Below are 25,213 nucleotides of genomic sequence, written 5' to 3'. Positions count from 1 at the left end.
GCGCTCGGCCCTGGCCTCGCCCTGGCCTCGCCGGGGCCTCGCCGGGGCCTCGCCGGGGCCTCGCCGGGGCCTCGCCGGGGCCTCGCCTGGTCGCGCACAGCGCGCCGCGGCGGCCGGGAACCGTCGTGTTCAGCTGGCCGCTGTCATCCGGTTGAAGTAGGACGCCAGTCGTTCGGCCGCGTCGGGGGCGAGGCCCATGCTCTCTATCCGGGCCGACTTCGCTCCGATCACGGCCGCGCGGTCGAACATCTCGGTCTCATAGGCGGCGATCGCGGCGGCGGGGTCGTCGCGGTGCTGGGCGAACGCCCGGGCCAGCAGAACGCCGTCCAGCATCGCCTGGTTGGCGCCCTCGCCCACCGGAGGCATCAGATGGGCGGCGTCGCCGAGCAGGGTGACGTCCGGGCGGGACGGCCACCGGGTGCCGACCGGCAGGGCCTCGATGTTCCGCCCGACCAGCGACCCGGGATCGCAGGCGCCAATCAGCGAGGTCAGCCCCGTGTCCCAGCCGGCGAAGAGCTCGTGGAGCCGCGCCACGACGTCACCCCACTCCGCGTCGCCGAAGCCCTGCCGGTCGACCCAGTCCGCGTCCACACGTGTGGTCACGGACACCCGGATCGTGCCGTCGCCGGACCGCTGCGCCCCCAGGTTGAGGTTGTCGCCGAGGGCCATCAGGCTGCCCGGCCCGACGAACTCGGCGACCCGGGGCCGGCGTCGGTCGGCGTCGGTGATCGCCAGCTGGAGGTAGGCGGACAGGTGGACCGGCCGCGCGTCCGTGAGGAGCGGGCGTACGCGGGAGCGCGCGCCGTCCGCGCCTACGAGGATGTCGCAGTCCGCGTGGCCGCCGTCCGCGAACTCCAACCGGTGGCCGCCGTCGGGCAGTCCCTCGACCCCGGTCAGCCGACGGCCCCAGCTCACCGCCTCGTCCGGCACCCTGGACAGCAGCAGTTCGCGGAGCACCCCGCGGTCGATCTCCGGGCGGCTGCCCCCGCCCGGCTCGGGGACGCGGTGCACCAGCGTGCGGCCGGCCGGGTCGAGGATCCGCAGTTCCTCGCCCTCGGGCCGGGCGTCGGCCCGGAACGCCTCGGTCAGTCCCAGCTCGTCCAGGGCGCGCTGCCCCGACTCGGGGTGCAGGTCCAGGGTGCCGCCCTGGGTACGGGCGGCGCGCCCGGCGTCCCGCTCGTAGACAGTGGCCGCGATCCCCTGCCGGTGCAGCATCCCGGCCAGCGCCAGTCCGCCGAGGCCGCCTCCGACGACAGCGATCCGGGGCGCCCTCTTCACGTCGGTCGTGTTCATGCAGTTCTCCATCCCGAGCGTTCCGTACGGTGTACGGAAGTTACCGTACACCGTACGCCAGGAATACGGTGTACGGTAAGGGCGTGGAGCAGTTGATCTGGGAACGTCCCGAACCGCGCGGGCGCACGGTCGCCCCCACGGACCGGGGCAGGATCGTGGCGGCCGCGATCGCGCTGGCCGACGCCGAAGGACTGTCGGGACTGTCGATCCGCAAGGTCGCCGCCGAGCTGCGAGTCAGCCCGATGCGGCTGTACGGGTACATCGCCACCAAGGACGAACTGCTCGACCTGATGGCCGACTCCGTCTACGGCGAGATCGCGGCGGCCCTCGACGCCCCCGCCGAGTGGGAGCGGGCGCTCCACGAGATCGCCGTCGCCACCCGCGACGCCGCCCTGCGGCACGAATGGTTCGTGGAACTGATCGGCGGCAGGCCGCACTTGGGCCCGAACGCGCTGAAGGTCATGGAGGCCACCGCCTCGACCCTGGCCCGCGCCCTGGGCCCGGACGGCGGCGACCGGCTCATGCCGGCCCTCGGCGTCTTCAACGCCTATCTGGTCGGCGCGGTCCGCAACGAGGTCACCGAACGGCGCATCGCCCGCGAGACCGGCACCGACGAGGCCCAGTGGCAGGCGTCGGTCGCGGGTTACCTCAACCGGCAGCTCGCGACCGGGCGTTACCCGACCACCCGGCGCATCCTCGACGCGCAGCCCGAGGACGATCCCGGCAAGACGTTCGCCTCGGAAGTGGCGATCATCGTCCGGGGCCTGACGCACACCGAGTGACCGAGCCGGACGCCCCGGCGTTCACCCGCAGGCCGGCGGTCGGCGTACGTTCAGCGACATACGTCAGCGGCGTACGTCGGCACCGCGCCCCCGCACTGCAACCCCGCACTGCAACCCCGCGGCGCATCCCCCGCACCGCAACCCCATACCGCACCCCTCGCACCGCCCCCCGCACCGCTCCCCTCGCAGCGCAACCACCACAGCGCGTACCGACGTCCGTCCAGACGTCCGCAAGATCACGGACCCTGACGGAGGACGCGCCCATGACGGCAACAGCCACCCGTTACCTCTACCTCACGCGGCACGGTGAAGCGTCCGAGGACGAGAGCGAGTTGGCGGACACCGGCCGCCGGCAAGCCGTCCTGCTCGGGAAGCGGCTGCGCGCGGCCCCGCTCACGGCGATCCACCACGGTCCGCTCGCCCGCGCGGAGCAGACGGCGCGGCTGATCCACGAACAGCTCGACGGCGTCCCTCTGCGGCCGTCCGAGGCGGCGGGCGACTACATCCCGTACATGCCGCGCCGCGAGGAGCTGCCGCCGGAATCGGCCGACGCCACGCTCGCCCACCTGGCCCGGTTCCCGGCCGAAGAGCGCGAAACAGGACCCGAGTCGGCCCGGGCGGCCCTCGCACGGTTCACCGGACCGGTCCCCGGCGACGAGCCGCGCCACGAACTCGTCGTCACGCACAACTTCCTCATCGGCTGGCTCGTCCGGGCCGCCCTCGACGCCCCGAAGTGGCGCTGGATCGGCATCCACCACGCCAACGCCGCGCTGACCGTCATCCGCTACGCCCCCGGCCGCCCCGCGTCCCTGCTGCTCCACAACGACGCGAGCCACCTCCCCGCCGACCTCCGCTGGACCGGCTTCCCGCCCGATCTTCGCCTGCCCGTCTGATGGACCGGCTTCCCGCCCGACCTCCGCCTCCCCGTCTGAGGGCAGTCCCGCCCCTCTGCTCCTGCGGGTCGGGGGACGTGCCGTCGGCGCGGCGCCGGAGTCGGGCGGCGCTCACCGCACCCCGCCAGGCCGTCCGGCGAGGCCATTTCGCACCACCTGCGGCCGGATCATGGGTGGTTCTGCACCTCGATCGCCGTGCGTCCGTCCCGGACACTGGGGCCCACACCGTTCCTCCGGAGCCCACCGTTCCTCCGGAGCCCACCGTTCCTCCGGAGCACCGGGATCACCGCTCACCAAGCGGCTCCGTCTCCTCCAGCACCCCAGTCCCCCAATTCCCCAGTCCCCCAATCCCCAGCCGACCCGCGGCCGGCAGCGGCCTCAACCAGAACCGGGAACACCATGCCCCGAACCGACGTGACCTTCCCCTCCGGCACCGGCTTCTGCGCCGCCTGGCTCTACACGCCCACGGTCTCCGAGGAGAGCACGGCACCGGCGACTCGACCGATCGTGGTGATGGCGCACGGACTGGGCGGCGTCAAGGAGGAGCGTCTGGACGCCTTCGCCGAGCGGTTCACCGCCGCCGGCTATCTGTGCCTGGTCTTCGACTACCGCCACTTCGGCGCCAGTTCAGGCGAACCGCGCCGACTGCTCGACATCGGACGGCAGCGCGAGGACTGGAAGGCGGCCGTCGCCCACGCCCGCACCGTCGACGCGGCCGACCCCGACCGCGTGGTCGTGTGGGGCACCTCGTTCGGCGGCGGGCACGCGATCGTCACCGCCGCCGAGGACCCGCGGATCGCGGCCGCGATCGCGCAGTGCCCCTTCACCGACGGCCTCGCGTCCTCCACGGCCGTCCCACCGCTGACCTCGCTCAAGCTCACGGTCCGCGCGCTCGCGGACGCGCTCGGCTCGCGTCTGGGCCGCGCCCCGGTCATGGTCCCCACCTACGGCGAGCCGGGCTCCACCGCGCTCATGACGGCTCCCGACGTCGTCGCCGGCATGGCGCGGCTCCTGCCTCCCGGCGCGGACTGTCCGAAGGACGTCGCCGCCCGCTTCGCGCTCGACATCATCCGCGACTTCCCGGGCCGCCAGGCCAAGAACGTCGCCTGCCCGATCTTCTTCGCCGTCTGCGAGCGGGACTCCGTCGCCCCACCGCGGCCCACCCAGAAGTACGCCAGGCGCCCAAGGGCGAGATCAGGCTCTACGACGCCGGCCACTTCGACATCTACGTCGGCGAGGACTTCGAGCGCAACGTCACCGACCAGCTGGACTTCCTCACCCGCCACGTGCCCGCCGCCTGAGCACACGCCCGGTACCCCCGTCTTCCGCGGAAGGAACCGCCATGCCCCGCTACCACCTCGCCGGCCGCACCGTGCTGATCACCGGCTCCACCGGCGGCCTCGGCACGGCGCTCGCCCGCGCCCTGCGCGCACGGGGCGCGGGCCTCGCCCTCCTCGACCTCGACGGCGACCTCGCACACCGGCAGGCCGCCGCCCTCGGACCGGAGGCGGTGGCGCGGGGCTGGGCCGCCGACGTACGCGACCTCGACAGCCTGCGGTCGGCGGCCGACGACGACGCCGCTCACTTCGGCCGCCTCGATGTCGTCGTCGCGGGCGCCGGAGTCGGTTCCATGGCGCCGCTCGAAACCCTCGACCCCGAGGTCTGGGAGCGGGTCGTCGACATCGACCTCTCCGGCGTCTGGCGCACCTTCCGCACCGGCCTCCCGCACGTCAAGCGGCACCGGGGCTACCTGCTCGCCGTCTCATCCATGGCCGCCTTCGTGCATTCGCCGCTCAACGGCCCCTACGTCGCCGCCAAGGCCGGGGTGTGGGCGCTGTGCGACGCCACCCGGCTCGAACTGCGCCACCAGGGCGTGGGCGTGGGCAGCGCCCACCCGACGTTCTTCAAGACCCCGATGATGGACGACGTCCACGCCGACCCCGCGGGCGCCACGCTCTGGGGCGGCAACCGGGCCGGCCTGTGGAAGATGGTCCCCCTCGGGAAAGTCGTCGACGCCGTCGTGACGGGAATCGAACGCCGTTCCCCGATGATCGTCGTGCCGCGCCGCATCGCGCCGGCCGCCCGGACGCCGGGTCTCGTCCGACCGCTGGTGGACCGGATCGGGTTCCGCGGCACCACCGTCCCCGATGCCATCGCCAGGGCCACGGAGACCGGGTGGATCACCCGGCGCTGAACCACGACCGGCGTCCGCGTCAGTGCCCGAAAACGACGGAGGGCCGGTCCCGGACGCCGTTCACGTGCGCGGACGACGTCCGGTCCCCAACCGGTCCCCGCGAAACAGGTCCGTGACGCATGCGCATCTCGGTCGCCGCCGGGACGAGAGGCTCCTCATCGAGCGCCTGCCCGGCCGCCCGCACTGCCGAGCGGGCGGTCACCGTGGAGGGTCTCGTGTCGAGAATTCCGCTCCTGCCGTTGCATCACCGCGCGATGTCGTGTGATCGGTGCGCCGCACCGAAGCACCAGCTCATACTGCTCGTCCGGCGCCAGACGTTCCTCCTGATCAAGCATGCGCCGACCGTGCGGCGGTCACTGACCGAAGCTCGACGATTCCGCCGCGGCCGAACGCCGAGACCAGGCTGACTGATAGCACGTCAGCACACTGGCTATCATTCGTTCGCTCGCGCGACGCACACTTGATCGATCAATGGGGGACACGGGGAATGGGCTACACAATCCCTGGGTGGCTGGACGAGATACTCGACGTCATCGGGATCAACTTCCCGAACGTGGACGAGGACGACTTCCGTGAAATGGCCACGTCCATGCGCGAGTTCGCCGACAACTTCGAGGGCAAGGGCGGCGACGCGCACCAGGCGGTGGCCCGGATCCTGTCCTCCTCGCAGGGCTGGGCCGTCGACGCGATGGAGAAGCACTGGTCTCATGTCAAGGCCGGGCACCTCGACAAGATCCCAGAACTGGCACGGCTGTTCGCGGACGCGTGCGATGTCGTCGCGGACATCATCTACGGGATGAAGATCAAGGCCGAGATCGAACTGGGTGCGATGGCCGCCTCGGTGGGCGTCTCCCTCGGCCTCGCCGCGTTCACCGGCGGCCTGTCGGCACTGCTGGGCGCGGCCGAGATCACCGCGATGCGGCAGGCGGTGAAGCGGATCGTCGACGAGGCCGCCGACCGGATCGTGGACGAGCTGGTGGCCCGAGTGACCGAGCCGGTCAACGCCAAGCTGGAGAAGATGGTCGAGGACGCGGTCCTGGACCTGGCCGAGGGCGCGTTCTCGCTGCCCCCCGAGCCGAACGCGGGCGGCGGCGGTGGACCCGTCAAGCACGGCCACGGCGGCGGCATGCAGCTGGCATCGGCCGGCGGCGGGGCCATGATGCTCGCGTCCGCCGGTACAGGCCCAGGTGGCGAGGTGGACCTGTTCATCGACCACGTCGAGTTCGAGGACGGCGCCGACAAGGTCTCCCGCCACGGCGGTGAGCTGCACACCGCCGTCACCGCCCCGCTTGAGCGCGCGAAAGGCCACTTCGGCCGCACCAAGGGCAAGGACGCTTTCACCGCGCCCTTCGAGTCGGTGCTGGAGGGCGCCCTCAAGGGCTCCGAGAAGGCCGTCAAGAAGGTCGTCAAGCATCTCGCCGAGACCGTCCCGGACCGCGTGAAGGCCACCTCCCGTCTGCACAAGGGCAACGACATCGACGCTGGCCGCCGGGCCGACAGCGTCCACGTCAACTCCAGCCGTTCAGGCGATGGTTCAGGAACCCGTCACGGCGCTCCCTCGTCCGGCCGCAAGCCCGACCCCGGCCTGAAGATCGACTCGTCGAAACTGTCCCGGCAGGCCCGCGAGCTGGACGCCAAGCAGTTGTGCGGCGACCCGATCGACATGTCCAGCGGCCAGATGGTGCTCGCCCAGACGGATGTGGCGTTGCCGGGTGTGCTGCCCCTGATCCTGCGCCGCACCCACCTCTCCGGTTACGCAGCAGGCCGCTTCTTCGGCCCGTCCTGGGCCTCCACCCTCGACGAACGGATCCAGCGGGACGACGCGCTGGGCGGATACTGGTGGCACCGGGAGGATGGGTCGGCACTCGCCTATCCGCGTATGCCCGACCTGCCCGGCGATCGGGTGGGGTCCGCCGAGGGCGCCCGCCTCCCGCTGACCTATGTGAGCCGCGGCAGCGGTTACGTCCTGACCGTGGAAGACCCGTACTCAGGACTCACGCGCCAGTTCGAAGCCGGCACAGCGCGGGGCGGACCGTGGTGGCTGGTCGGCATCGAGGACCGCAACGGCAACCACATCTCCCTCGAACGCGACGAGGACGGTGTGCCGCTCACCGTCACCCACAGCGGTGGTTACCGCATACGCGTCGACCATGACGACCAGCAGCGCGTCACCGCGCTGTGGGCCCTCACCGACGGCGCCCCGGTACGCCTGCGCGCCTTCGGCCACGACGCCGAGACCGGGAACCTGGACGAAGTCCGCAACGCGGTCGACGCGCCCACGCGGTTCACCTACGACAGCGCCCACCGCGTGACGGGGTGGCGGGACTCCAACGACACCGAGTTCGCCTACGTGTACGACGCCGAGGGACGCGTGGTCGAGACCCGCGGGACCGACGGCATCCTCACCTCCCGCCTGACCTACGGCGAGCGCCAGGACGACGGCACCAGCACAGTCGCGTACACCGATTCGCTCGGCAACACCACGATCTACCGCGCCAACCGGCGTGGGCAGATCGTCGCGATCACCGACCCGCTCGGGCACACCACCACCCAGACCTGGGACCGCCACGACCACCTGCTCTCCCGCACCGACCCGCTGGGCCGTACCACCCACTGGACCTGGGACGACGCGGGCGACCTCGTCTCGGTCACGGCTCCCGACGGCACGAGCGGCCACGTCGCCTACAACGCCTCGCACCTGCCGGTCCGCATCACCGATCCGCAGGGGGCGACCTACGTCCAGGACTTCGACGCACGCGGCAACTGCACCGCCCTGACCGCACCGGACGGCTCGATCCACCGGTTCACCCACCACTCCACGGGCGCCGTCGCCACGGTCGGCGGTCCCGCGGGCGACACCCTCCGCATCGCCACCGACCCGGCGGGCCTGGCCACCGTCGTGGAAGACGCGCAGGGGAACCGCACCCGCTATCTGCGGGACGCCTTCGGACGCCCGGCGCGCATCACCGACCCGACCGGGGCGACCACCACGCTCGTGTGGGACGCCGAGGGGCGGCTGCGGGAACGCACCGCGGCCAACGGCGCCACCGAATCCTGGTCGTACGACGGAGAGGGGAACTGCACCGGCCACACCGACGCTGTCGGCGGGCGTACGCGGCTGATCCACGGCCCCTTCGACCTGCTGGTCGCCCGTGTCTGCCCGGACGGCGCGGAATACCGGTACCGCTACGACACCGAGCGCCGGCTGACCGAGGTACTCAACCCCCGGGGACTCGTCTGGAAGTACGTCTACGACGCCGCCGGACAACTGGTGAAGGAGACCGACTTCGACGGGCGCGAGACGACGTACCGCTACGACGCGGCAGGCGACCTGACCACGCGGATCAACCCGGCGGGGCAGACCGTCGATTACCACTACGACGCGTCCGGCCAACTCGTCGAGAAGGTCGTCGACGGGCGCAGGACCGTCTTCCGCAACGACGCGTGCGGGCGGCTCCTCTCGGCAGCGGGACCCGACGGGACACTGGCCTACGCGTACGACGCGGTGGGGCGTGTCATCGCGGAGACCATCGACGACCGGACGCTCACCACGGCCTGCGACTCCTCGGGGCGCCGGACACTGCGCAGGACACCCGGGGGCGTCGAGACGGCGTACTCCTACGACGCGGCCGGACGCTACGCCGGGCTGTCGCTTTCGGGCCGCACCCTCTCCTTCGAGTACGACGCGGCGGGGCGGGAGATGCTGCGGCACCTCGGTGACCGGTTCACCCTCGCCTTCGCGTGGAACGCCGTCGGCAGCCTCAGCGGGCAGACACTCACCGTCCACGGCACCGAGCAGCCGTCGATCCAGCGCAGCTACGCCTACCGTCATGACGGGCTCCTGACCGGCGTCACCGACCGGGACACCGGCCGGCGCTCGTTCCTCCTGGACCGCGCGGGACGGGTCAGCGCCGTCGAGGCCGGGAGGTGGAGCGAGAGCTACGCCTACGACGAGACGGGCAATCAGACGCGGGCGACCTGGCCGGAGAAGCACCCCGGCAGCCAGGCGCGAGGAACGCGCGACTACGCCGGAACGCGCCTGATCAGCGCCGGCAACGTGCGCTACGAGCACGATGCCGCCGGCCGGTGCGTGCTCCGGCAGGTCAAACGTCTCTCTCGCAAGCCCGACACCTGGCGTTACGCCTGGGACGCCGAGGACCGGCTCGTCTCCGTCGTCACCCCTGACGGCACCTGCTGGCGGTACCTGTACGACCCTCTCGGCCGGCGCATCGCGAAACAACGTCTGTCCGCGGACGGCGCCGTCGCCGAGGAAACCCGGTTCGTCTGGGACGGTTCCACGCTGGTGGAGCAGACCACCCGGGTCAGCGGCGCGGCCGAACTGGTCACGCTCACCTGGGACCACGACGGCCAGTCGCCTGTCGCGCAGACGGAGACCAAGTCCCTTGCGGACGCTCCGCAGGACGTCATCGACCAGCGTTTCTTCGCCATCGTCACCAACCAGATCGGCACTCCCACCGAACTCGTCGACGAGGAGGGCAGGATCGCGTGGCGCACCCGCACGACTCTGTGGGGCTCGACGACCTGGAATCACGACGCCACCGCCTACACGCCGCTCAGGTTCCCGGGCCAGTACTACGACCCCGAGACGGGCCTGCACCACAACTACTTCCGTCACTACGACCCGGAGACCGCGCGCTACCTCACCTCGGACCCCCTCGGCCTGGACCCCTCGCCGAACCCCTTCGCCTACGTCGACAACCCGCAGACGCAGTCCGATCCGCTGGGCCTCACCCCCTGTGACGAGAACGACGTCACGTGGGGCGGCCGGGTCCGCTACGGCACGCCCGGTCCCGGGGGCCGCGCCACCACCATGCGGGCGACGATCGAGTCCGACATGACCGGCGGCAAGACCGATCCCCGGGTGAATGTGCCCGGATACCAGAAGTACAAGAAGCTCAACAAGACCCACCTGCTCGGCGCGCAGATCGGCGGCTCCAACCGGGACCCCCGGAACTTCGTCACCATGCACCGGTTCGCCAACTCGCCGGTCATGCGGAAGATCGAGGACCAGATCAGGGAAGCGGTCGACAAGCACGGTGAGACCATCGAGTACACCGTCACACCCGTCTACCGCTCGAACGACCCCACCGACGTCATCCCGCTGGGGCTCACCATCGAGGCCCGAGGCGACAAGGGATTCGCCTTCACCCCCTACGAAGGCGGCAGCCGTACGAACATCGTCACTATCCTGAACGTCCCCAAACGCATATGACGTCCTCCAAGGAGACACTCGCCTCATGCACCCCGCTGTAGCCAGGCTCATCGAGATCGTGCCGCCGAGCGGTCCCCGGCGCTCCCGTGACTGGAACGCTATCGAACGTGAGCTCGGCACGCCGTTGCCGGAGGACTACAAGGAACTGATCGAGGTCTACGGCGGCGGCGTCTTCGACGAGACGGTGTGGCTGCTCGACCCTGAGTGCCCTGACGAGGACTACAACCTCGTGGCGCAGTTCGCCGAGCGGGAGAAGGTCCTCGCCCGGCTGTGGCAGACCGAGCCGAAGCCGGCGGAACTCGACAGGCCGGGCACGCGAGTCCTGCCCTGGGCCTACATCGAGGGCAGCGGAGCGATGCTCTACTGGCTGGCCGGCCCGGGGCAGAGCCCGGACGAGTGGACCGTGCTGTTCAACGAGGGGCGCGGTCCCGAGTGGGAGCACCACGCCACCCGGTGCGTCTCCTTTCTCCGGGCCGTCCTGACGGGGGAGTCCGAGAGCTCGTACTTTCCCGGCCTGCCCGCCGACAGCCATCAGTTCGACTCCAACGACGAGATCCTCGGCGACGAGGACTGAAGGACGCCGGCGGGCGGGTCCCGGCGGCCGGCGGCCGTCACCCCCGCCTCAGGGGCGGATCCCGGTCTCCACTCGCGCGATCCGCCCGGCCGCGTCGAAGGCCACCTCGACCGGCCCGCCGCCGGGCAGTTCGGCGACGATTCGGTCGCCCTCCCTACGGTGCGGGACGCCGTGGTGGTCGAAGTACCCGCTGACGACGTGCCGAGCCGAATGCCCGATCAGCTGCGCGCCGGTGAGCAGCGTCCGCGGCAGGGCGACCGCGTCCAGGCCGGCGCGCGGCACCTGGGCGTCGTCAGGCAGGAAGTACACCTGAGTAGCCGGCCCCGCCGGGGCGCCGATGTATCCGTGGGCCTCGGCCACCCCCATGCCGGTGAAGGCGAGCGTCTCGGCGGCCCGGCGCGGATCGGGGAAGCCGGACAGGTCAAGGACCGCTTCGGCCAGTTCGGGGATACCGCGCGCCCGCCCGTACCGCTCGACGGCGGCGGCCAGGGAGACCACCTCGGTGCCCCGCAACCCCGGGTTGGCCCAGCCCCACATCCAGGACTGCTCCGCAGTGTCGTACGTCCCCAGCACACCCACGCGCAGTTCCAGGTCTCCCTGCCGGTAGCGGCACGCCTCCAGGTCGGCGGTCCAGGGCCCCTCGGGCAGAAACGCGGTCAGAGTCTCCAATTGGACGGCGCCCCATGCGGCATGCCGCTCGGCCTCGCAGAGGAAGGCATCGCTGAATTCACTCGCCATGGTCCAACCCTATGGGTTTCCAGGTGACCGTCTCGGGCCCTGCGCGAGATGCTCACCGCCGGCGACCCTGTCGTCTCTGTGCGACACCACACGAAGTCGACCCCGCCCGGGTCGGCGGCTGGCAGAAGCTCTGCAAGCAGGCCGAGGACGAACTCCGCGACCCACGGGCTCTCGCCCTGTCCGACTGGCACTCACTCGTCCGGGTGGCCGACGCCGGAGTGCCCCTCCACGTCCTGCGCAGGATCGCCGGCCATGGTTCACTGACAACCACTCAGCGCCACCTGCGCCCGGACACCCACAAGATCACGGCCGCCGGTGCGGCGCTCTCCGCACACCTCAGTGTGCTGCGCGCCCCGCGTTCCCTTCCCGGACCGACCGTCCTCACCCGCTGACACGAGTCAAGAGACGCCGGCCCCCACCTGGTCCCCAAAAATGGCCAAGGGGCGGTTTCGGATACCTCCGAAACCGCCCCTGACCTGCGACTCCATCGAGTCGGGACGACAGGATTTGAACCTGCGACCCCTTGACCCCCAGTCAAGTGCGCTACCAAGCTGCGCCACGTCCCGTTGCCCGTCTGACCTGGGGTTTCCCCTGGCCGAACGCGCAGGGAAACAATACCGCACTCGGGTCGGTGGTCGCGCACCCCTTTCCGGCCGGGACGGCGCCCCGGCACCCCGGCGCGCCGACCGGGAGGGCGCACCGACCGTCCTTGACCTCAAGTTTGGTTGAGGTAGCACGATCGGCACATGACGATCACCGAGGAATCCGGACGCGTCCACGGATACGCCGACCTGCGCCGCCTGATGGGGCTGATGACGGGCGACGAGAAGCACGGGCCCGCGGCCACGTCCACGCTCGACGTGCTGTGGGTGCTCTACGACCGGGTGCTCCGGGTCCGTCCCGAGCGGCGGGAGGACCCCGAGCGGGACCGGTTCCTGCTCTCGAAGGGCCACGGGCCGATGGCCTACTACGCGGTCCTCGCCGCGAAGGGCTTCCTGCCCGTGGAGTGGCTGCCCCGCTTCGGCGCGTACGACTCGCCGCTCGGCCACCACCCGGACCGCATGCTCGTGCCGGGCGCCGAGATCGGCAGCGGCTCGCTCGGGCACGGGCTGCCGATCGCCGTCGGCACCGCCCTGGGGCTGCGCGCCCAGGGCCTGCACGGGCCCCGGGTGTGGACGCTGATCGGCGACGCCGAGCTGGACGAGGGCAGCAACCACGAAGCCATCGCCTACGCCGGGCCCACGGGGCTGGAGAACCTGCACACCGTCGTGGTCGACAACTCCTCCGCCAGTCATGCCCGCCCCGGCGGCATCGCGGCCCGGTTCGAGGCCGCCGGCTGGTCGGCGGCCGCCGTCGACGGCCGCGACCACGAGGCGCTGTACGCCGCGTTCACCGCACCGCACCCGGGCCGGCCGCACGTGGTCGTCGCCCGCGTGGAGCCCAAGAACTCCTGACCGCGCCTCCCCCGAGCGCCCCGAGAGCCCGGGAGCCCCGAGAGGCCCGAGAGGCCCGAGAGCCCCGGGGAAAAGCCTCCCGCACCAGCCTTCCGCACGAAAGGGTCCCTTCCCATGGACACCATGCGCGACCGCCTCGCGCCCACCGTCTCCCGCCTGCTCGACGAGGACCCCCGGGTCGCGGTCGTCCTCGCCGAGATCGGCAAGGACGGCTTCGCCGAGGCGCTGCGCCGGCATCCCGGCCGGGTGCTCAACGTCGGCATCCGCGAGCAGTTGCTCGTGGGCGTCGGCGCGGGGCTCGCCCTGACCGGGATGCGGCCGGTGCTGCACACCTTCGCGAGCTTCCTCGTCGAGCGGCCGTTCGAGCAGGTCAAGCTCGACCTCGGGCACCAGGGCGTGGGCGCGGTGCTGGTGAGCGCCGCCGCCTCCTACGACTGGCCCGCCGGCGGCTACACCCACATGGCCCCCGGCGACGTCGCCCTCCTGGACACCCTCGACGGCTGGACCGTCCACGTCCCCGGGCACCCGGACGAGGCGGAGACGCTGCTGCGGCACGCGGTCGCCGCGGGCGACGACAAGGTCTACGTACGGCTGTCCACGCAGTCCAACGCCCAGGCGCGCCCGGTGGACGGCCAGGGCTTCCGGCCCGTGCGCGAGGGCCGCTCCGCGGTGGTCGTCGCCGTGGGGCCCCTGCTCGAACCGGTGCTCGCCGCGACGGAGGGCCTGGACGTGACCGTGCTGTACGCGACGACGGTACGGCCCTTCGACGCGGCCGCGCTGCGCCGGGCCACTGCGGCGGCCCGCGCGGACGTCGTCCTGGTGGAGCCGTACCTGGCGGGCACGTCCGTCGGCGCGGCGAACGACGCCCTCGCCGACGTGCCGCACCGCGTCCTCGGTCTGGGCGTGGGCCGCGCCGAGCTGCGCCGCTACGGCACCGTGGCCGAGCACACCGCCGCCCACGGCCTCGACGCCCGCTCCCTACGGGAGCGGATCTCCGGCTTCCTCGGCGGCGGGACCGCCGCCTGAGGGCGCGGGACGGCGGTCGCGGCGGCCCGAGGGGGCCGGGACGGCGAGCGAGGCGGAGGCAGGCCGGCGCCCGGCACCCGAGCCCTCCGTACCCCCCGTCCCCGCGACCCGCGCCGCCCTCGCCGCGTCCGCACGCACCGCGTCCGCTCGCACCAGCCCCCGTATCGCCGGGACCGCGAGCAGGGCGACCGGTATGACGAGGCTGATCGCGGCGGACGTCAGCAGGACGTGGTCCGCGCCCAGGGCGGAGGCGGCCGGGCCGGCGAGGGCCTGGCCGACGGGCATCATGGCCAGGGAGCCCGCCACGTCGTAGGCGTGCAGGCGGTTGAGCACGTCGGGCGGGACCTGGGTCTGGACGCTGGTCGCCCACATCACGCCCCAGAAGGACATGCCCGCCCCGGCCACGGCCGCCCCCGCGGCCATCGCGCCCACGCCGAGGCCCGCTCCGACGGCCGCCGGGAACCAGACGAAGGCGAACAGCGCGAACGCGCCCGCCCGCAGCATCCGGCGGGGCCGCAGCCGCAGCGCCAGGAAGCCGCCGACGACGGTGCCCGCGCCCAGGGCGGAGTTGACCAGGCCGTAGGCGCGCGGGCCGTGCTGCTGGACCACCTCCGTGGCCACCAGCGGGACGGTCGGCCCCCACACGGCGATCATGTAGAGGCACCAGACGGCGATCACGCCCCACAGCCACTGCCGCGCCCGGAACTCCCGCCAGCCCTCGACCAGATCGGCCCGGAAGGCGCCCGACGCGCCCGTACCGTGGCCCGCCCCGCCGGCCCCGCCGGCTCCGGGCGCCGTCGCGGGCAGCCTGAGCAGCAGCAGGCACAGGGCGCTGACCGCGTACGTCGCGGCGTGGGCGGCGAAGACCCCGCCGGGCGAGGCGAAGCCGACGAGGAGACCGGCGACGGCCGGGCCCGCGAGCTGGGCCGCCGACTCGGCGATGCGTATCGCCCCGTTGGCGCCCTGGATGTCGGCGGCGAGCCGGGGCACCGTGCTGGCCACGCCGGGCTGGAACACCGCGCCGGCCACGCCGTTGGCGAAGCCGATGACGCAGATCTCCCACAGCACCACATGGCCGGAGTAGAAGAGCACGGCGGCCAGGGCCTGGGTGCCGAGCCGCACCAGGTCGGCGCCGATCATCAGCTTGCGGGTGCTGAACCGGTCGGCGATCACCCCGCCGAAGACCACCAGGCCGGCGAAGGCCGCCGCCGTGGAGGCCATGGCGAGGCCGACCGCGCCCGCGCCGTACCCGTGCTGGAGCAGGCCCGCCGCGAGGGCGACGGGCAGCATGGTGTCGCCGAGCCGGGCGACGGCCCGCGCGACGAAGAACAGCCCGAAGTCCCGTGACCAGACCGGCCGCCGCCGCACACCGCCCACACCGCCTGCGCCGCCCACGTCTTCCAGGCGCTCCGCCCCGGATCCGGGCACCGCCCCGGACCCCCCTCCGGGGTCCTTCCCCGCCCCGGACCCGGACCCCGCCCGGGGCCCGTCCCCCGCACCACCGGTCCCGGTCCCGGAGCCCGCTCCCGCCTCGGCTTCGCTCCCCACCCCTGCCTCAACTCCCGTCCCCGGCCGACGCGTCCACGACTCAGGGCCCCGGATCGCGTCTCCCGAAGTCCCGAATCGCACACTTCGAACTTTGGTCTGAACCATGTCCCGTGGCCCGCGCATTCCCCGGAATCACCGCGGATCATGCCACGGCCCGCCGACGGCGTCCGAGGGGTTTTTCAGGGCGCGGTGGGCAGACCCAGCTCCGGATACGCCTCCAGCAGCCGGGGCGGGGCCGCCTGACGCCACGAGTCGGCAAGGATGTCGCGCAGCTCGCCCTCGTCCTCCAGCGCGGCGAGACGGACCCGGACCCAGGCGAACTGCGCCTCGTGACCGGCGATCCAGAACTTCTCCGGCTCCGCCCGGACCAGTTCCTCGCGCTCCTCCTTCGGGCAGCGCACGGCTATGGAGGTCTCGTCCTCGGGCAGCGTGGCGAACATCTTCCCCGCGACCCGGAAGGTGGGCATGTTCCAGGCGGTCTTCTCCCCCGTGTCCGGCAGGGACAGGGCGACACGGCGTACGTCTTCTGCGTCCGGCATGCCCCGCACGCTAACCCCTGCCACTGACAACGCCGGTCACGCGAAGCCGCGGGCCCCGTGCCGGGCCGCCCCGCCCCGCCCCTACGCGGCCCCGTTCCTACGCCGTCCCGTTCCTACGCCGCCCCGCCCCGTGCCACCTCGCCCAGCGCGTCCAGCACCGGGCGGATCAGCGGATGCTCCTCCGCACCCCGGCGCACCGCGGCGAACACCCGGCGTGTGGGGGCGACCCCGTCCACGGGGCGCACGACCACGCCCGTCAGGTCCGTCCCGCGCAGCGCGGAGCGCGGGACGAGGGCCACGCCGACGTCCGCGGAGGCGAGCGCCACGACCGCGCGGAAATCGTCGGAGGAGTGTTCGAGGCGGGGCTGGAAGCCGGCGCTCTCGCAGGCCAGGACGACCACGTCATGGCAGGGGTTGCCGGGGTACGGGCCGATCCACGGGTCCTTGGCCAGCTCGGCGAGGGGCACCTCGGCGGCGCCGGCCATGCGGTGGTCCATCGGGACGACGGCGTCGAAGGGCTCGGCGTAGAGCGGGACGTGGGTCAGGCGCGGGTCGTCGGCGGGCGGCGCGCCCCGGTACTCGACGGCGACGGCGACGTCGACCTGCCGGTCCAGCACCATCGGCAGGCTGGCGTCGCCCTCGGCGTCCTGGACGCGGATACGGATGCCGGGCGCCGCGCGGGCCAGCCGGGCCACCGCGGGGGCGACGACCTCGGCGATGCCGGTGGCGAAGGCGGCGACGGTGACCGTGCCGGCCTGCCCGGAGCCGTAGGCGGCGAGTTCGGCCTCGGCCCGTTCCAGCTGGGCGAGGACGACATTGGTGTGGGCGAGCAGGATCTCGCCGGCCGGGGTGAGCCGTACGCCCTTGGCGCCGCGCTCCACCAGGCGGTGCCCGGTCTCCTGCTCCAGGGCCGTGAGCTGCTGGGAGACAGCCGAGGGCGTGAGGTACAGCGCGGCGGCGGCAGCGGTCACCGTACGGTGGTCGGCCACCGCCCGGAGGATGTGCAGCCGCCGCGCTTCGATCATGTCAGCGATTATCGCAAGACTTCGGCCCCGATCGGACCTGCCGTTCCCGGCCGGGGGCCCATCCGGCCCCGGTCCCCGGCCGGGCCCCGGTCAGCCCTCCAGTTCCGCGCGGGCCGCGACGAACGCGTCCACCGCGCGGTTCACGTCGTCCGTCGAGTGGGCGGCGGACAGCTGGACGCGGATACGGGCCTGGCCCTGCGGCACCACCGGGTAGGAGAAGCCGATCACGTAGACGCCGCGCTCCAGCAGCAGTTCCGCCATCCGGCCGGCCACGGCCGCGTCGCCGATCATCACCGGGGCGATGGCGTGGTCGCCGGGGAGGATGTCGAAGCCCTCCGCGGTCATCCGGGACCGGAACAGCGCGGTGTTCTCGGCCAGCCGCACCCGCAGGTCGTCGGCCGACTCCAGCAGGTCGAGCACCTTGAGGGAGGCCGCCGCGATCACCGGGGCGAGGGTGTTGGAGAACAGGTACGGCCGCGAGCGCTGGCGCAGCAGGGCGACGATCTCGGCGCGGGCGGCGACGTAGCCGCCGGAGGCGCCGCCGAGGGCCTTGCCGAGGGTGCCGGTGATGATGTCGACGCGGTCCATGACGCCGTGCAGCTCGGGGGTGCCGCGGCCGCCGGGGCCGACGAAGCCGACGGCGTGCGAGTCGTCCACCATGACCATCGCGCCGTAGCGGTCGGCCAGGTCGCAGATCTCGTCCAGCGGGGCGACGTAGCCGTCCATGGAGAAGACGCCGTCGGTGACGACGAGCTTGCGGCGGGCGCCGCCCTCGTCGGCCTCCTTCAGCCGGCGCTCCAGATCGGCCATGTCGCGGTTGGCGTAGCGGAAGCGGCGGGCCTTGGACAGGCGGATGCCGTCGATGATGGAGGCGTGGTTGAGGGCGTCGGAGATCACCGCGTCCTCGGGGCCGAGCAGGGTCTCGAAGACGCCGCCGTTGGCGTCGAAGCAGGAGGAGTAGAGGATCGTGTCCTCCTGGCCGAGGAAGGCCGCGAGGCGCGCCTCCAGCTCCTTGTGCACCTCCTGGGTGCCGCAGATGAAGCGCACGGAGGCCATGCCGTAGCCCCAGCGGTCCAGGGCGGCGTGGGCGGCCGCGATCACCTCGGGGTGGTCGGCCAGGCCCAGGTAGTTGTTGGCGCAGAAGTTGAGGACCTCGCCGGGACGGCCGCCGGCGGTGACGGCGACGGTCGCGGACTGCGGGGTGCCGATGACGCGCTCGGGCTTGTGCAGGCCGGCGGCGCGGATCTCGTCGAGGGTGGCGCGCAGGTCGTCGCGCACGGAGTCGAACATGTGGATAGCTCCCGGGATGCTTGCGCTGGTGTGGGTCACGCGGTCCAGTCGAGGACGACCTTGCCGCCCTTGCCGCCGGCGGCGTCGGTGAAGGCCGCCTCGTAGTCGGCGTAGCCGTAGCGGCCGGTGATGACCGGCGCCAGGTCGAGGCCGCCCTCCAGCAGCACCGACATGGCGTACCAGGTCTCGAACATCTCCCGGCCGTAGATGCCCTTGATGGTGATCATCGAGGTGACGACGCGGGCCCAGTCGACGGCGAACTCCTCGGCGGGCAGGCCGAGTACGGCGATGCGGCCGCCGTGCGTCATGTTGGCGATCATGTCGCGCATGGCCTCGGGGCGGCCGGACATCTCCAGGCCGACGTCGAAGCCCTCGCGCAGACCGAGCACCCGCTGGCCGTCGGCGATGGTGGTCGCGGCGACGTTCAGGGCGAGGCTGACGCCGATCTTGCGGGCGAGTTCCAGCCGCTCCTCGCTGACGTCGGTGATCACGACGTTGCGGGCGCCCGCGTGCCGGGCGACCGCCGCCGCCATCAGGCCGATCGGTCCGGCGCCGGTGATCAGCACGTCCTCGCCGACCAGCGGGAAGGACAGCGCGGTGTGCACGGCGTTGCCGAACGGGTCGAAGATCGCGGCGATGTCGAGGTCGACGGGGACGCGGTGCACCCACACGTTGCCGGCGGGCAGGGCGACGTACTCGGCGAAGGCGCCGTCGCGACCCACGCCGAGGCCGACGGTGGAGCGGCACAGGTGGCGGCGGCCGGCCAGGCAGTTGCGGCACTTGCCGCACACCAGGTGGCCCTCGCCGCTGACCCGGTCGCCAATCTTGATCTCGGTGACGTCGCGGCCGGTGGCGACGACCTCGCCGACGAACTCGTGTCCGATCACGAGCGGGGTGTCGATGGCCTGCCGCGCCCAGCCGTCCCAGGCCCGGATGTGCAGGTCGGTGCCGCAGATGCCGGTCCGCAGGACCTTGATCAGCACATCACCGGGTCCGACGGCGGGCTCGGGCACGTCCGCGAGCCACAGCCCGGGTTCCGCCTTCTCCTTGACCAGCGCCTTCAACGCTACGGCTCCTGTACGTCGGCCCCCGGGTCCGGGCATGCCGAACGGACCCGCATCCGGGGTGAGGGGTGGATTCGATCTGCAATCTGCCGTACGGCGGCGCGCTGGTCCATCGAGACTTTCTTAAGCGCGGCCACAGCTTTGCTTCACGCCACCCGACTGGAGTCACGGCGGCCCGGTCGGGGCTCACGGCGGCCCCGGTCCGAGGTCGCGGCGGCCTCAGAAGCGCAGCCCCTGCGGTCCTGTCCGTTCCAGCCGCGGGGCGAGTTCCGCCGCGGCCGACTTGATGGCGTCCAGGCCCTCGCGTCCCCACGGCCGCGGCTCCATGGCCACGACGCACACCGTGCCCAGCACGGTGCGGGTGCTGTCGATGAGCGGGGCGCCGAGGTAGGAGCGGATGCCGTACTCGTCCACGACGGGGTTGCCCGCGAAGCGCGGGTAGTCGCGGACGTCCTCCAGCACGAGTGCCTTGCGCCGGACCACGACGTGCGGGCAGAAGCCGTGGCCGCGCTCCAGGCTGCGGCCCACCTCGCGCCGGACCCGCTCGCCGCCGCCCGCGCCGGCCGGGGCGGCGGCGCTGTCGACGTCCAGGACGCTGCGTTCGGGCCGGTGCAGTCCGGCGAAGAACTGCCGCTTCTCGTCGGGGAGGTTGACCATCGCGTACGGCGCTCCGGTCAGCTCGGCGAGGTGGTCCGCGAAGGCGTCGAGGGCCGGTTCGGGACGCTCGCCGAGGCCCAGTTCGCGCAGGCGTGCGGCGCGGGCGGGGGCGTCCTTGTCCTCGGGGGTGAGCAGCAGGCGACCGGCCGGACGCGGCGGGTCGTAGCTCATGGCCGGGCTCCGGCGCTGTGCGGGTGTGTCATGTACGGGCTCCGTGGCGGGGTGCGGGGTTCACGTCGGGGAGGCGGGCGGGTCGCGGGGCGGGCGGTCACATGTGGGCGCCGTGGGTCGGTGCGGGGGCGGGGGTCTGGGCGAGGAGGTGCCGCACCAGGGTCAGCAGGGTCTGGACGCCCGAGCTGGAGATCCGGGCGTCGCAGCGCACGACGGGGATGTCCGGGGCGAGGTCGAGGGCGGCGCGGACCTCCTCGGGGTCGTAGCGGTGGGCGCCGTCGAACTCGTTGACGGCGATGATGAAGGAGAGTCCGCGCTGTTCGAAGAAGTCGACGGCGGCGAAGCACTCCACGAGGCGGCGGGTGTCGGCGAGGATCACCGCGCCGAGGGCGCCCTCGGACAGTTCGTCCCACATGAACCAGAACCGCTCCTGGCCGGGCGTGCCGAACAGGTAGAGCACATGGCGCGGGTCGAGGGTGATGCGGCCGAAGTCCATGGCGACGGTCGTCTCGACCTTGTTCTCGATGCCGTCGAGGTTGTCCGTGTCCGCGCCGGCCGTGGTGAGCAGCTCCTCGGTGCTGAGCGGCGCGATCTCGCTCACGGCGCCGACGAAGGTGGTCTTGCCCACGCCGAACCCGCCGGCCACGAGGATCTTCAGCGCGGTCGGGAAGGGGTCGGAGCGGCCCTGGCGGTCGGGGCCGCCGGCGTAGTCAGAGCTGTCGTCGTAGTCCATCGAGCACTGCCTCCAGAAGGGCCCGGTCGGTGGGGTGGTGGTGGAACTCGGGGGGCTTGGTGGTCAGCGCGCCGCAGTCGACGAGGTCGGACAGCAGCACCTTGGCCACCGCCGCGGGCAGTCTCAGCTGGGCGGCGACCTCTGCCACCGAGACCGGCGCGAGGCACAGGTCGAGTGCCTGGCCGTGCTCGGGTCCGAGATACCCGAGGGGGGTCACGCCGGTGGCCATCACCTGCGACATGAGGTCGAGCGCGACGGTGGGCCGGGTGCGGCCGTTGCTGACCGTGAAGGGGCGCACCAGCCGTCCGGCCGCGTCGTCGAGCCAGGGCCCGTCGCCGGCCGCCGCCGCGCTCAAGGCCGCAGCGCCGGATGGTCGGCGGTGTGCTGGCGGGGCGCGGTCACGAGGTAGGGGCGGACGCTCTTGACCAGCATCGCCATCTCGTAGCCGAGCACGGCGGCGTCCGCCTCGCGGCCGGCGAGGACGGCGAGACAGGTGCCGGAGCCGGCGGTGGTGACGAAGAGCAGGGTCGAGTCGAGTTCGACGACGACCTGCCGTACGTCGCCGCCGTCGCCGAAGCGGACGCCGGCGCTGCGGCCGAGGGAGTACAGCCCGGAGGCCAGGGCCGCCATGTGGTCGGCGCTGTCGGCATCGAGGCCGTGCACGGACTTGACCAGTCCGTCGCAGGACAGCAGGACCGCGCTGGTGGTGTGCGGAACGCGCTGGACGAGGCCGCTCATCAGCCAGTCGAGGTCGGAAGCATGGCCGGTCGGCGCATCGCTCGCCATGGTGGATCGACTCCTTGGGGTACGAAGGTCTGCGGGAGCGCAAGTGGGGGTGGGACGGGGTGTGGGGGGCGGGGTGGTCATCCGGCGGACGCGCTCCCGTCGTGGCGGGGGGCGGGGTCCGGTACGGGTGTCTCGTGGGGGGCGTCGGGCGCGCTCGGCGGGTACGGCTCCGGCCGGTCGGGATCACGGCGGCGCTCGGCGGCCTCGGCGAGTCCGATCCCGCGCTGGAAGGCGGCCATCAGACCGGGGTCGTGGCCGGCGATGTGCTCGCTGTCCTGGCGGGGCGCGGGGCCGCCGCGCAGTTGCGGGACGATGTGCTCCTGGGCGCGGCGGCGGGGCAGCTGGGGCCGCTCCATGGTGCCGCGCACGACGCCGGTGCGGGGGGCGGGCATGACGCCCTGGTGCGCGGCTACGGCGGCCCGGTCGCCGGGCCGGATGCCGGGCACCGCCTCCGCCGGGTTGGCCCGCCCCTCCCGGTCGCCGCGCCGGGGCAGCGGCGCGGGACCGCCGCCGGTCCGGGCGGCGTCCGGGAGGCCGTCCGGGGTGCGTACGTCGGCCCCGGGAACGCCGTCCGGGAGGTGTACGTCCGTTCCCGCCGCGCTGCCGGCGGGGGCGGCGGAGTGCGCCTCCGCGCCGGGACCGCCGGTGCCGTCCACGGCGGCACGCTCGAAGACACCGGAGTCACCGGAGTCACCGACCGGTACCGAAGCGAACGCCGGACCGGAGGAGGCCGACAGGCCGGACGGGGTGGCGGAGCCGGACGAGGTCGCCGGACCGAGCAGGGTCGCGGGGCCAGACGCCGCCGCGCCGGACGGAGACACCGGGCCGGACGGAGCCACGGACCCGGGCGGGGTCGCAGGGCCGTAGGCAGCCGCCGCGCCGGACGGAGACACCGGGCCGGACGGAGCCACGAACCCGGGCGGGGTCACGGGGCCAGACTCGGCCACCGAGCCAGACGAGGACGCCGGACCGGACGGGGCCGCGAGGCCGGACGCGGCCACCGAGCCGGACGAAGTCACCGGGCCGGACGGAGCCGCAGACCCGGGCGAGGTCACAGACCAGAGCAGGGTCGCGGGGCCAGACGAAGCCGCCGAGCCGGAGGAAGCCACCGAGCCAGAGGAAGCCACCGAGCCGGACGGAGCCACGGACCCGGACGGAGTCGCAGACCCGGACGGGGTCGCAGACCCGGACGGGGTCGCGACCCCGGGCGGGGTGACGAGGCTGAACTGCCCGGAGGAGTCGGCCGTGCCGAAGGGTGCCGACGCCGGCACCGGACCCGACTCCGTCGGTTCGGTCGCCCGGGTCGACCCGGACGCCCGAGTCGATTCGGACGCGCGGGGCGGCTCGGACGCGCGGGGCGCTTCAGTGGCCCGCAGCGGCTCGGTCGCCCGCGGCGCTTCAGCGGCCCGCAGCGGCTCGGTCGCGCCGGGCGGCCGTTGCCCGGCCGCACCCACCGCACCCGCCGCACCCACCGCACCCACCGCACCCGCCGCACCCACCGAGCCTTCCGCACCCACCGAGCCTTCCGCGCCCGCCGAGCCTTCCGCGTCGGCCGGAGGGAGCGCCTGCGCGGGCCTGCGCGCCTGGGCGAATCCCCCGGTGCTCTCGGGGAACGCCGCCGGCTCGGCCCCGAGCAGTGCCTGCGGCACCACGAGGACGGCCTGGACGCCGCCGTAGATATTGGTCTGGAGGCGGACGGTGATGCCGTGGCGGCGGGCGAGCTGGGAGACCACGAACAGGCCGATCCGGCCGTCGGCGAGCAGGCTGGCGACGTTGACCTGGTCCGGGTCGGCGAGCAGCGCGTTCATCCGGACCTGCTCGCCGACCGGCATGCCCAGGCCCCGGTCCTCGACCTCGACGGCGAGCCCGGAGGTGACGAGGCCCGCGCGCAGCAGGACCTGGGTGTGCGGGGCGGAGAACACCGTGGCGTTCTCGACGAGTTCGGCCAGCAGGTGGATGACGTCGGCGACGGCGTGTCCGCGCAGCCGTCCGTCGATCGGCGGGACGAGTTTGACGCGGGAGTACTGCTCGACCTCGGCGATGGCGGAGCGCAGCACCTCGGTCATGGGGACCGGGTTGCTCCACTGGCGGCGGGAGACGGCGCCGCCGAGGACGGCGAGGTTCTCGGCGTGGCGGCGGATGCGGGTGGCGAGGTGGTCGACGTGGAAGAGGCCCTTGAGCAGGTCGGGGTCCTCGATCTCGTTCTCCAGCTCGTCCAGGATGGAGATCTCGCGGTGCACCAGGGACTGGAGCCGCCGGGCGAGGTTGAGGAAGACCTCGAGCTTCTGTTCGCTGCCGGCCTGGCTGGAGAGCTGGGCGGCCTGGACTACCGCGGCGACGGCTCCGTCGTGGGCGCGGGAGAGGTCGGCGGCGAGGAGTTCGAACTCGTCGGCGTCGTCGGGCGGTCCGCCGCGCGACCTGCGCTGGGGCGCGGCCTCGCCGTGCCGCAGGGCGTCGACGAGGGCGTGCAGTTCGGCCTCGCGGCGCGTGGTGGCGTCGCGCAGCGCGTCGAGCCGTACGTGCACGGACCGGGCGGCGCGGCCGGCGGCGATCGCGGCGATGACGATGCCGGCGAAGGCCACCGAGGCGGCGCCGGCGAGGACCGCGTAGAGGGCGGGCTCGGTGCGCGCCCCGGTGGTCCGCACGGTGAAGAGCACGGCGGCGACCGCGCAGAGGGCGACCGCGGTGGGCGGCAGCACGGCCAGGCGCAGCAGTTGGGGCCGCAGGCGGGGTTCGGGCAGCGAGGGGGCGGTGCGGGCCACCGGCCGTCCGTGCCGTCCGCCCTCACGGCGGTCTGCGCGGGCGGCCGGGGGGCGGAGGTGAGACATCTGTTCCTCGTACGGGTCCGTCGGGCCGGTGTGCTCGGGCGGGGGGCGCGAGCGGGCGTGCGCCATCGCTGTGCCGGGCCGACCGGACCGCAGGCGATGCGGCGCTACGTCGTCCGACGGACACTCACGGTAGTCACCAACCCGTCATGTGCGGCAGGCAGTTGACAAAATCCCCCGGGAAGCGCCCCGCTCTGGTATGAGACGTCGTACGACAGACCGATAACGTGCCGGACCCCGCGGGGGTTACGGGCGCCGCACGGAACGCCCCCCGAGGCAGCGGCCTCGCCCCACGCCCCCGCACCTCCCCGGCTCCCGGGTCCCCGAAATTCCCGCCGCGTGGTCTAGTCCAAGTCCTGGGCCGCTGCGCTGGCGGATGACCCCTGTG

19 protein-coding genes, 1 tRNA gene and 2 pseudogenes are annotated in these 25,213 nt (G+C 73.1%); 9 read left to right on the top strand and 13 right to left on the bottom strand.

Annotated features, from left to right (window positions below):
* Positions 1 to 129 precede the first annotated feature (129 nt).
* Positions 130 to 1,293, bottom strand: a complete 1,164-nt coding sequence (locus K7787_RS19605; RefSeq protein ID WP_223002371.1) for an FAD-dependent oxidoreductase — start codon at positions 1,291 to 1,293, stop codon at positions 130 to 132.
* Positions 1,294 to 1,376: 83 nt separating this feature from the next.
* On the opposite strand from K7787_RS19605, the gene K7787_RS19600 reads away from it, so the two are divergent.
* The 6 genes and pseudogenes from K7787_RS19600 to K7787_RS19575 all read left to right on the top strand — a co-directional run bounded on the left by K7787_RS19600 (position 1,377) and on the right by K7787_RS19575 (position 10,969).
* Complete coding sequence (locus K7787_RS19600; RefSeq protein WP_308036398.1) at positions 1,377 to 2,075, top strand: TetR/AcrR family transcriptional regulator; 699 nt, start codon at positions 1,377 to 1,379, stop codon at positions 2,073 to 2,075.
* 263 nt (positions 2,076 to 2,338) lie between these two features.
* Positions 2,339 to 2,968: a histidine phosphatase family protein gene (locus tag K7787_RS19595; protein WP_223002369.1), complete on the top strand. Its 630-nt coding sequence runs from the start codon at positions 2,339 to 2,341 to the stop codon at positions 2,966 to 2,968.
* A 399-nt stretch (positions 2,969 to 3,367) separates the two neighbouring features.
* Positions 3,368 to 4,093, top strand: a pseudogene (locus tag K7787_RS19590) (alpha/beta hydrolase); the annotation flags it as partial.
* Positions 4,094 to 4,310: 217 nt separating this feature from the next.
* The gene (locus K7787_RS19585; RefSeq protein ID WP_223002368.1) at positions 4,311 to 5,162 is read left to right on the top strand and encodes an SDR family NAD(P)-dependent oxidoreductase; all 852 of its coding nucleotides are present in this window, start codon (positions 4,311 to 4,313) and stop codon (positions 5,160 to 5,162) included.
* Positions 5,163 to 5,649: 487 nt separating this feature from the next.
* The gene (locus K7787_RS19580; RefSeq protein ID WP_223002367.1) at positions 5,650 to 10,395 is read left to right on the top strand and encodes a DUF6531 domain-containing protein; all 4,746 of its coding nucleotides are present in this window, start codon (positions 5,650 to 5,652) and stop codon (positions 10,393 to 10,395) included.
* Positions 10,396 to 10,420: 25 nt separating this feature from the next.
* Complete coding sequence (locus K7787_RS19575) at positions 10,421 to 10,969, top strand: SMI1/KNR4 family protein (protein WP_223002366.1); 549 nt, start codon at positions 10,421 to 10,423, stop codon at positions 10,967 to 10,969.
* A 48-nt stretch (positions 10,970 to 11,017) separates the two neighbouring features.
* Here K7787_RS19575 and K7787_RS19570 read toward each other — a convergent pair whose 3' ends face one another.
* Entirely contained in the window at positions 11,018 to 11,707 is a 690-nt protein-coding gene (locus K7787_RS19570; protein ID WP_027758574.1) for a DUF6882 domain-containing protein, read from the bottom strand.
* A 206-nt stretch (positions 11,708 to 11,913) separates the two neighbouring features.
* Between K7787_RS19570 and K7787_RS32290 the strand changes: the two are divergent.
* Positions 11,914 to 12,099 (top strand): annotated as a pseudogene (locus K7787_RS32290) (site-specific integrase); the annotation flags it as partial.
* Between the two features lie 100 nt (positions 12,100 to 12,199).
* Here the strand turns inward: K7787_RS32290 and K7787_RS19565 are convergent.
* Positions 12,200 to 12,273, bottom strand: a tRNA-Pro gene (locus tag K7787_RS19565).
* A gap of 180 nt (positions 12,274 to 12,453) precedes the next feature.
* Between K7787_RS19565 and K7787_RS19560 the strand changes: the two genes are divergently transcribed.
* The gene (locus K7787_RS19560) at positions 12,454 to 13,161 is read left to right on the top strand and encodes a thiamine pyrophosphate-binding protein (protein ID WP_223002365.1); all 708 of its coding nucleotides are present in this window, start codon (positions 12,454 to 12,456) and stop codon (positions 13,159 to 13,161) included.
* A gap of 114 nt (positions 13,162 to 13,275) precedes the next feature.
* Positions 13,276 to 14,187, top strand: coding sequence for a transketolase family protein (locus K7787_RS19555; protein ID WP_223002364.1), 912 nt, complete (start codon positions 13,276 to 13,278; stop codon positions 14,185 to 14,187).
* Here the strand turns inward: K7787_RS19555 and K7787_RS19550 are convergent.
* The 10 genes from K7787_RS19550 to K7787_RS19505 form a co-directional block, all read right to left on the bottom strand.
* Positions 14,140 to 15,591, bottom strand: a complete 1,452-nt coding sequence (locus K7787_RS19550) for an MFS transporter (protein WP_247721086.1) — start codon at positions 15,589 to 15,591, stop codon at positions 14,140 to 14,142. The two genes, K7787_RS19555 and K7787_RS19550, sit on opposite strands and share 48 nt — an antisense overlap.
* Positions 15,592 to 15,914: 323 nt before the next feature.
* Positions 15,915 to 16,274 carry an MmcQ/YjbR family DNA-binding protein gene (locus K7787_RS19545; RefSeq protein ID WP_223002363.1) on the bottom strand — a complete coding sequence of 120 codons (360 nt, stop codon included), beginning with the start codon at positions 16,272 to 16,274 and terminating at the stop codon, positions 15,915 to 15,917.
* A 113-nt stretch (positions 16,275 to 16,387) separates the two neighbouring features.
* Positions 16,388 to 17,299, bottom strand: coding sequence for a LysR family transcriptional regulator (locus tag K7787_RS19540; RefSeq protein ID WP_223002362.1), 912 nt, complete (start codon positions 17,297 to 17,299; stop codon positions 16,388 to 16,390).
* A 90-nt stretch (positions 17,300 to 17,389) separates the two neighbouring features.
* Positions 17,390 to 18,589 (bottom strand): glycine C-acetyltransferase, encoded by a 1,200-nt coding sequence (locus K7787_RS19535; protein WP_169439308.1) that lies wholly within the window; start codon positions 18,587 to 18,589, stop codon positions 17,390 to 17,392.
* A 35-nt stretch (positions 18,590 to 18,624) separates the two neighbouring features.
* Positions 18,625 to 19,653 (bottom strand): L-threonine 3-dehydrogenase, encoded by a 1,029-nt coding sequence (tdh, locus tag K7787_RS19530; protein WP_169439307.1) that lies wholly within the window; start codon positions 19,651 to 19,653, stop codon positions 18,625 to 18,627.
* Between the two features lie 219 nt (positions 19,654 to 19,872).
* On the bottom strand, positions 19,873 to 20,481 hold the full coding sequence (locus tag K7787_RS19525; RefSeq protein ID WP_169439306.1) for a GAF domain-containing protein: 609 nt from the start codon (positions 20,479 to 20,481) through the stop codon (positions 19,873 to 19,875).
* A 97-nt stretch (positions 20,482 to 20,578) separates the two neighbouring features.
* On the bottom strand, positions 20,579 to 21,214 hold the full coding sequence (locus K7787_RS19520) for a GTP-binding protein (RefSeq protein ID WP_169439305.1): 636 nt from the start codon (positions 21,212 to 21,214) through the stop codon (positions 20,579 to 20,581).
* Positions 21,192 to 21,569, bottom strand: coding sequence for a DUF742 domain-containing protein (locus K7787_RS19515; protein ID WP_009191638.1), 378 nt, complete (start codon positions 21,567 to 21,569; stop codon positions 21,192 to 21,194). Before K7787_RS19515 ends, K7787_RS19520 begins: the two co-directional genes overlap by 23 nt.
* A complete protein-coding gene (locus tag K7787_RS19510) occupies positions 21,566 to 22,000 on the bottom strand; it encodes a roadblock/LC7 domain-containing protein (protein WP_009191637.1) in 435 nt (144 codons plus the stop codon). The genes K7787_RS19515 and K7787_RS19510 overlap by 4 nt, the downstream gene beginning before the upstream one ends.
* Before the next feature lie 77 nt (positions 22,001 to 22,077).
* The gene (locus K7787_RS19505; RefSeq protein WP_247721082.1) at positions 22,078 to 24,828 is read right to left on the bottom strand and encodes a sensor histidine kinase; all 2,751 of its coding nucleotides are present in this window, start codon (positions 24,826 to 24,828) and stop codon (positions 22,078 to 22,080) included.
* Between the last annotated feature and the right edge of the window lie 385 nt (positions 24,829 to 25,213).

Source organism: Streptomyces sennicomposti, assembly GCF_019890635.1.
Lineage (GTDB): Bacteria > Actinomycetota > Actinomycetes > Streptomycetales > Streptomycetaceae > Streptomyces > Streptomyces sennicomposti.
Note: the sequence above shows the minus strand (reverse complement) of the source record. Positions and strands in the feature narration are given on the sequence as shown.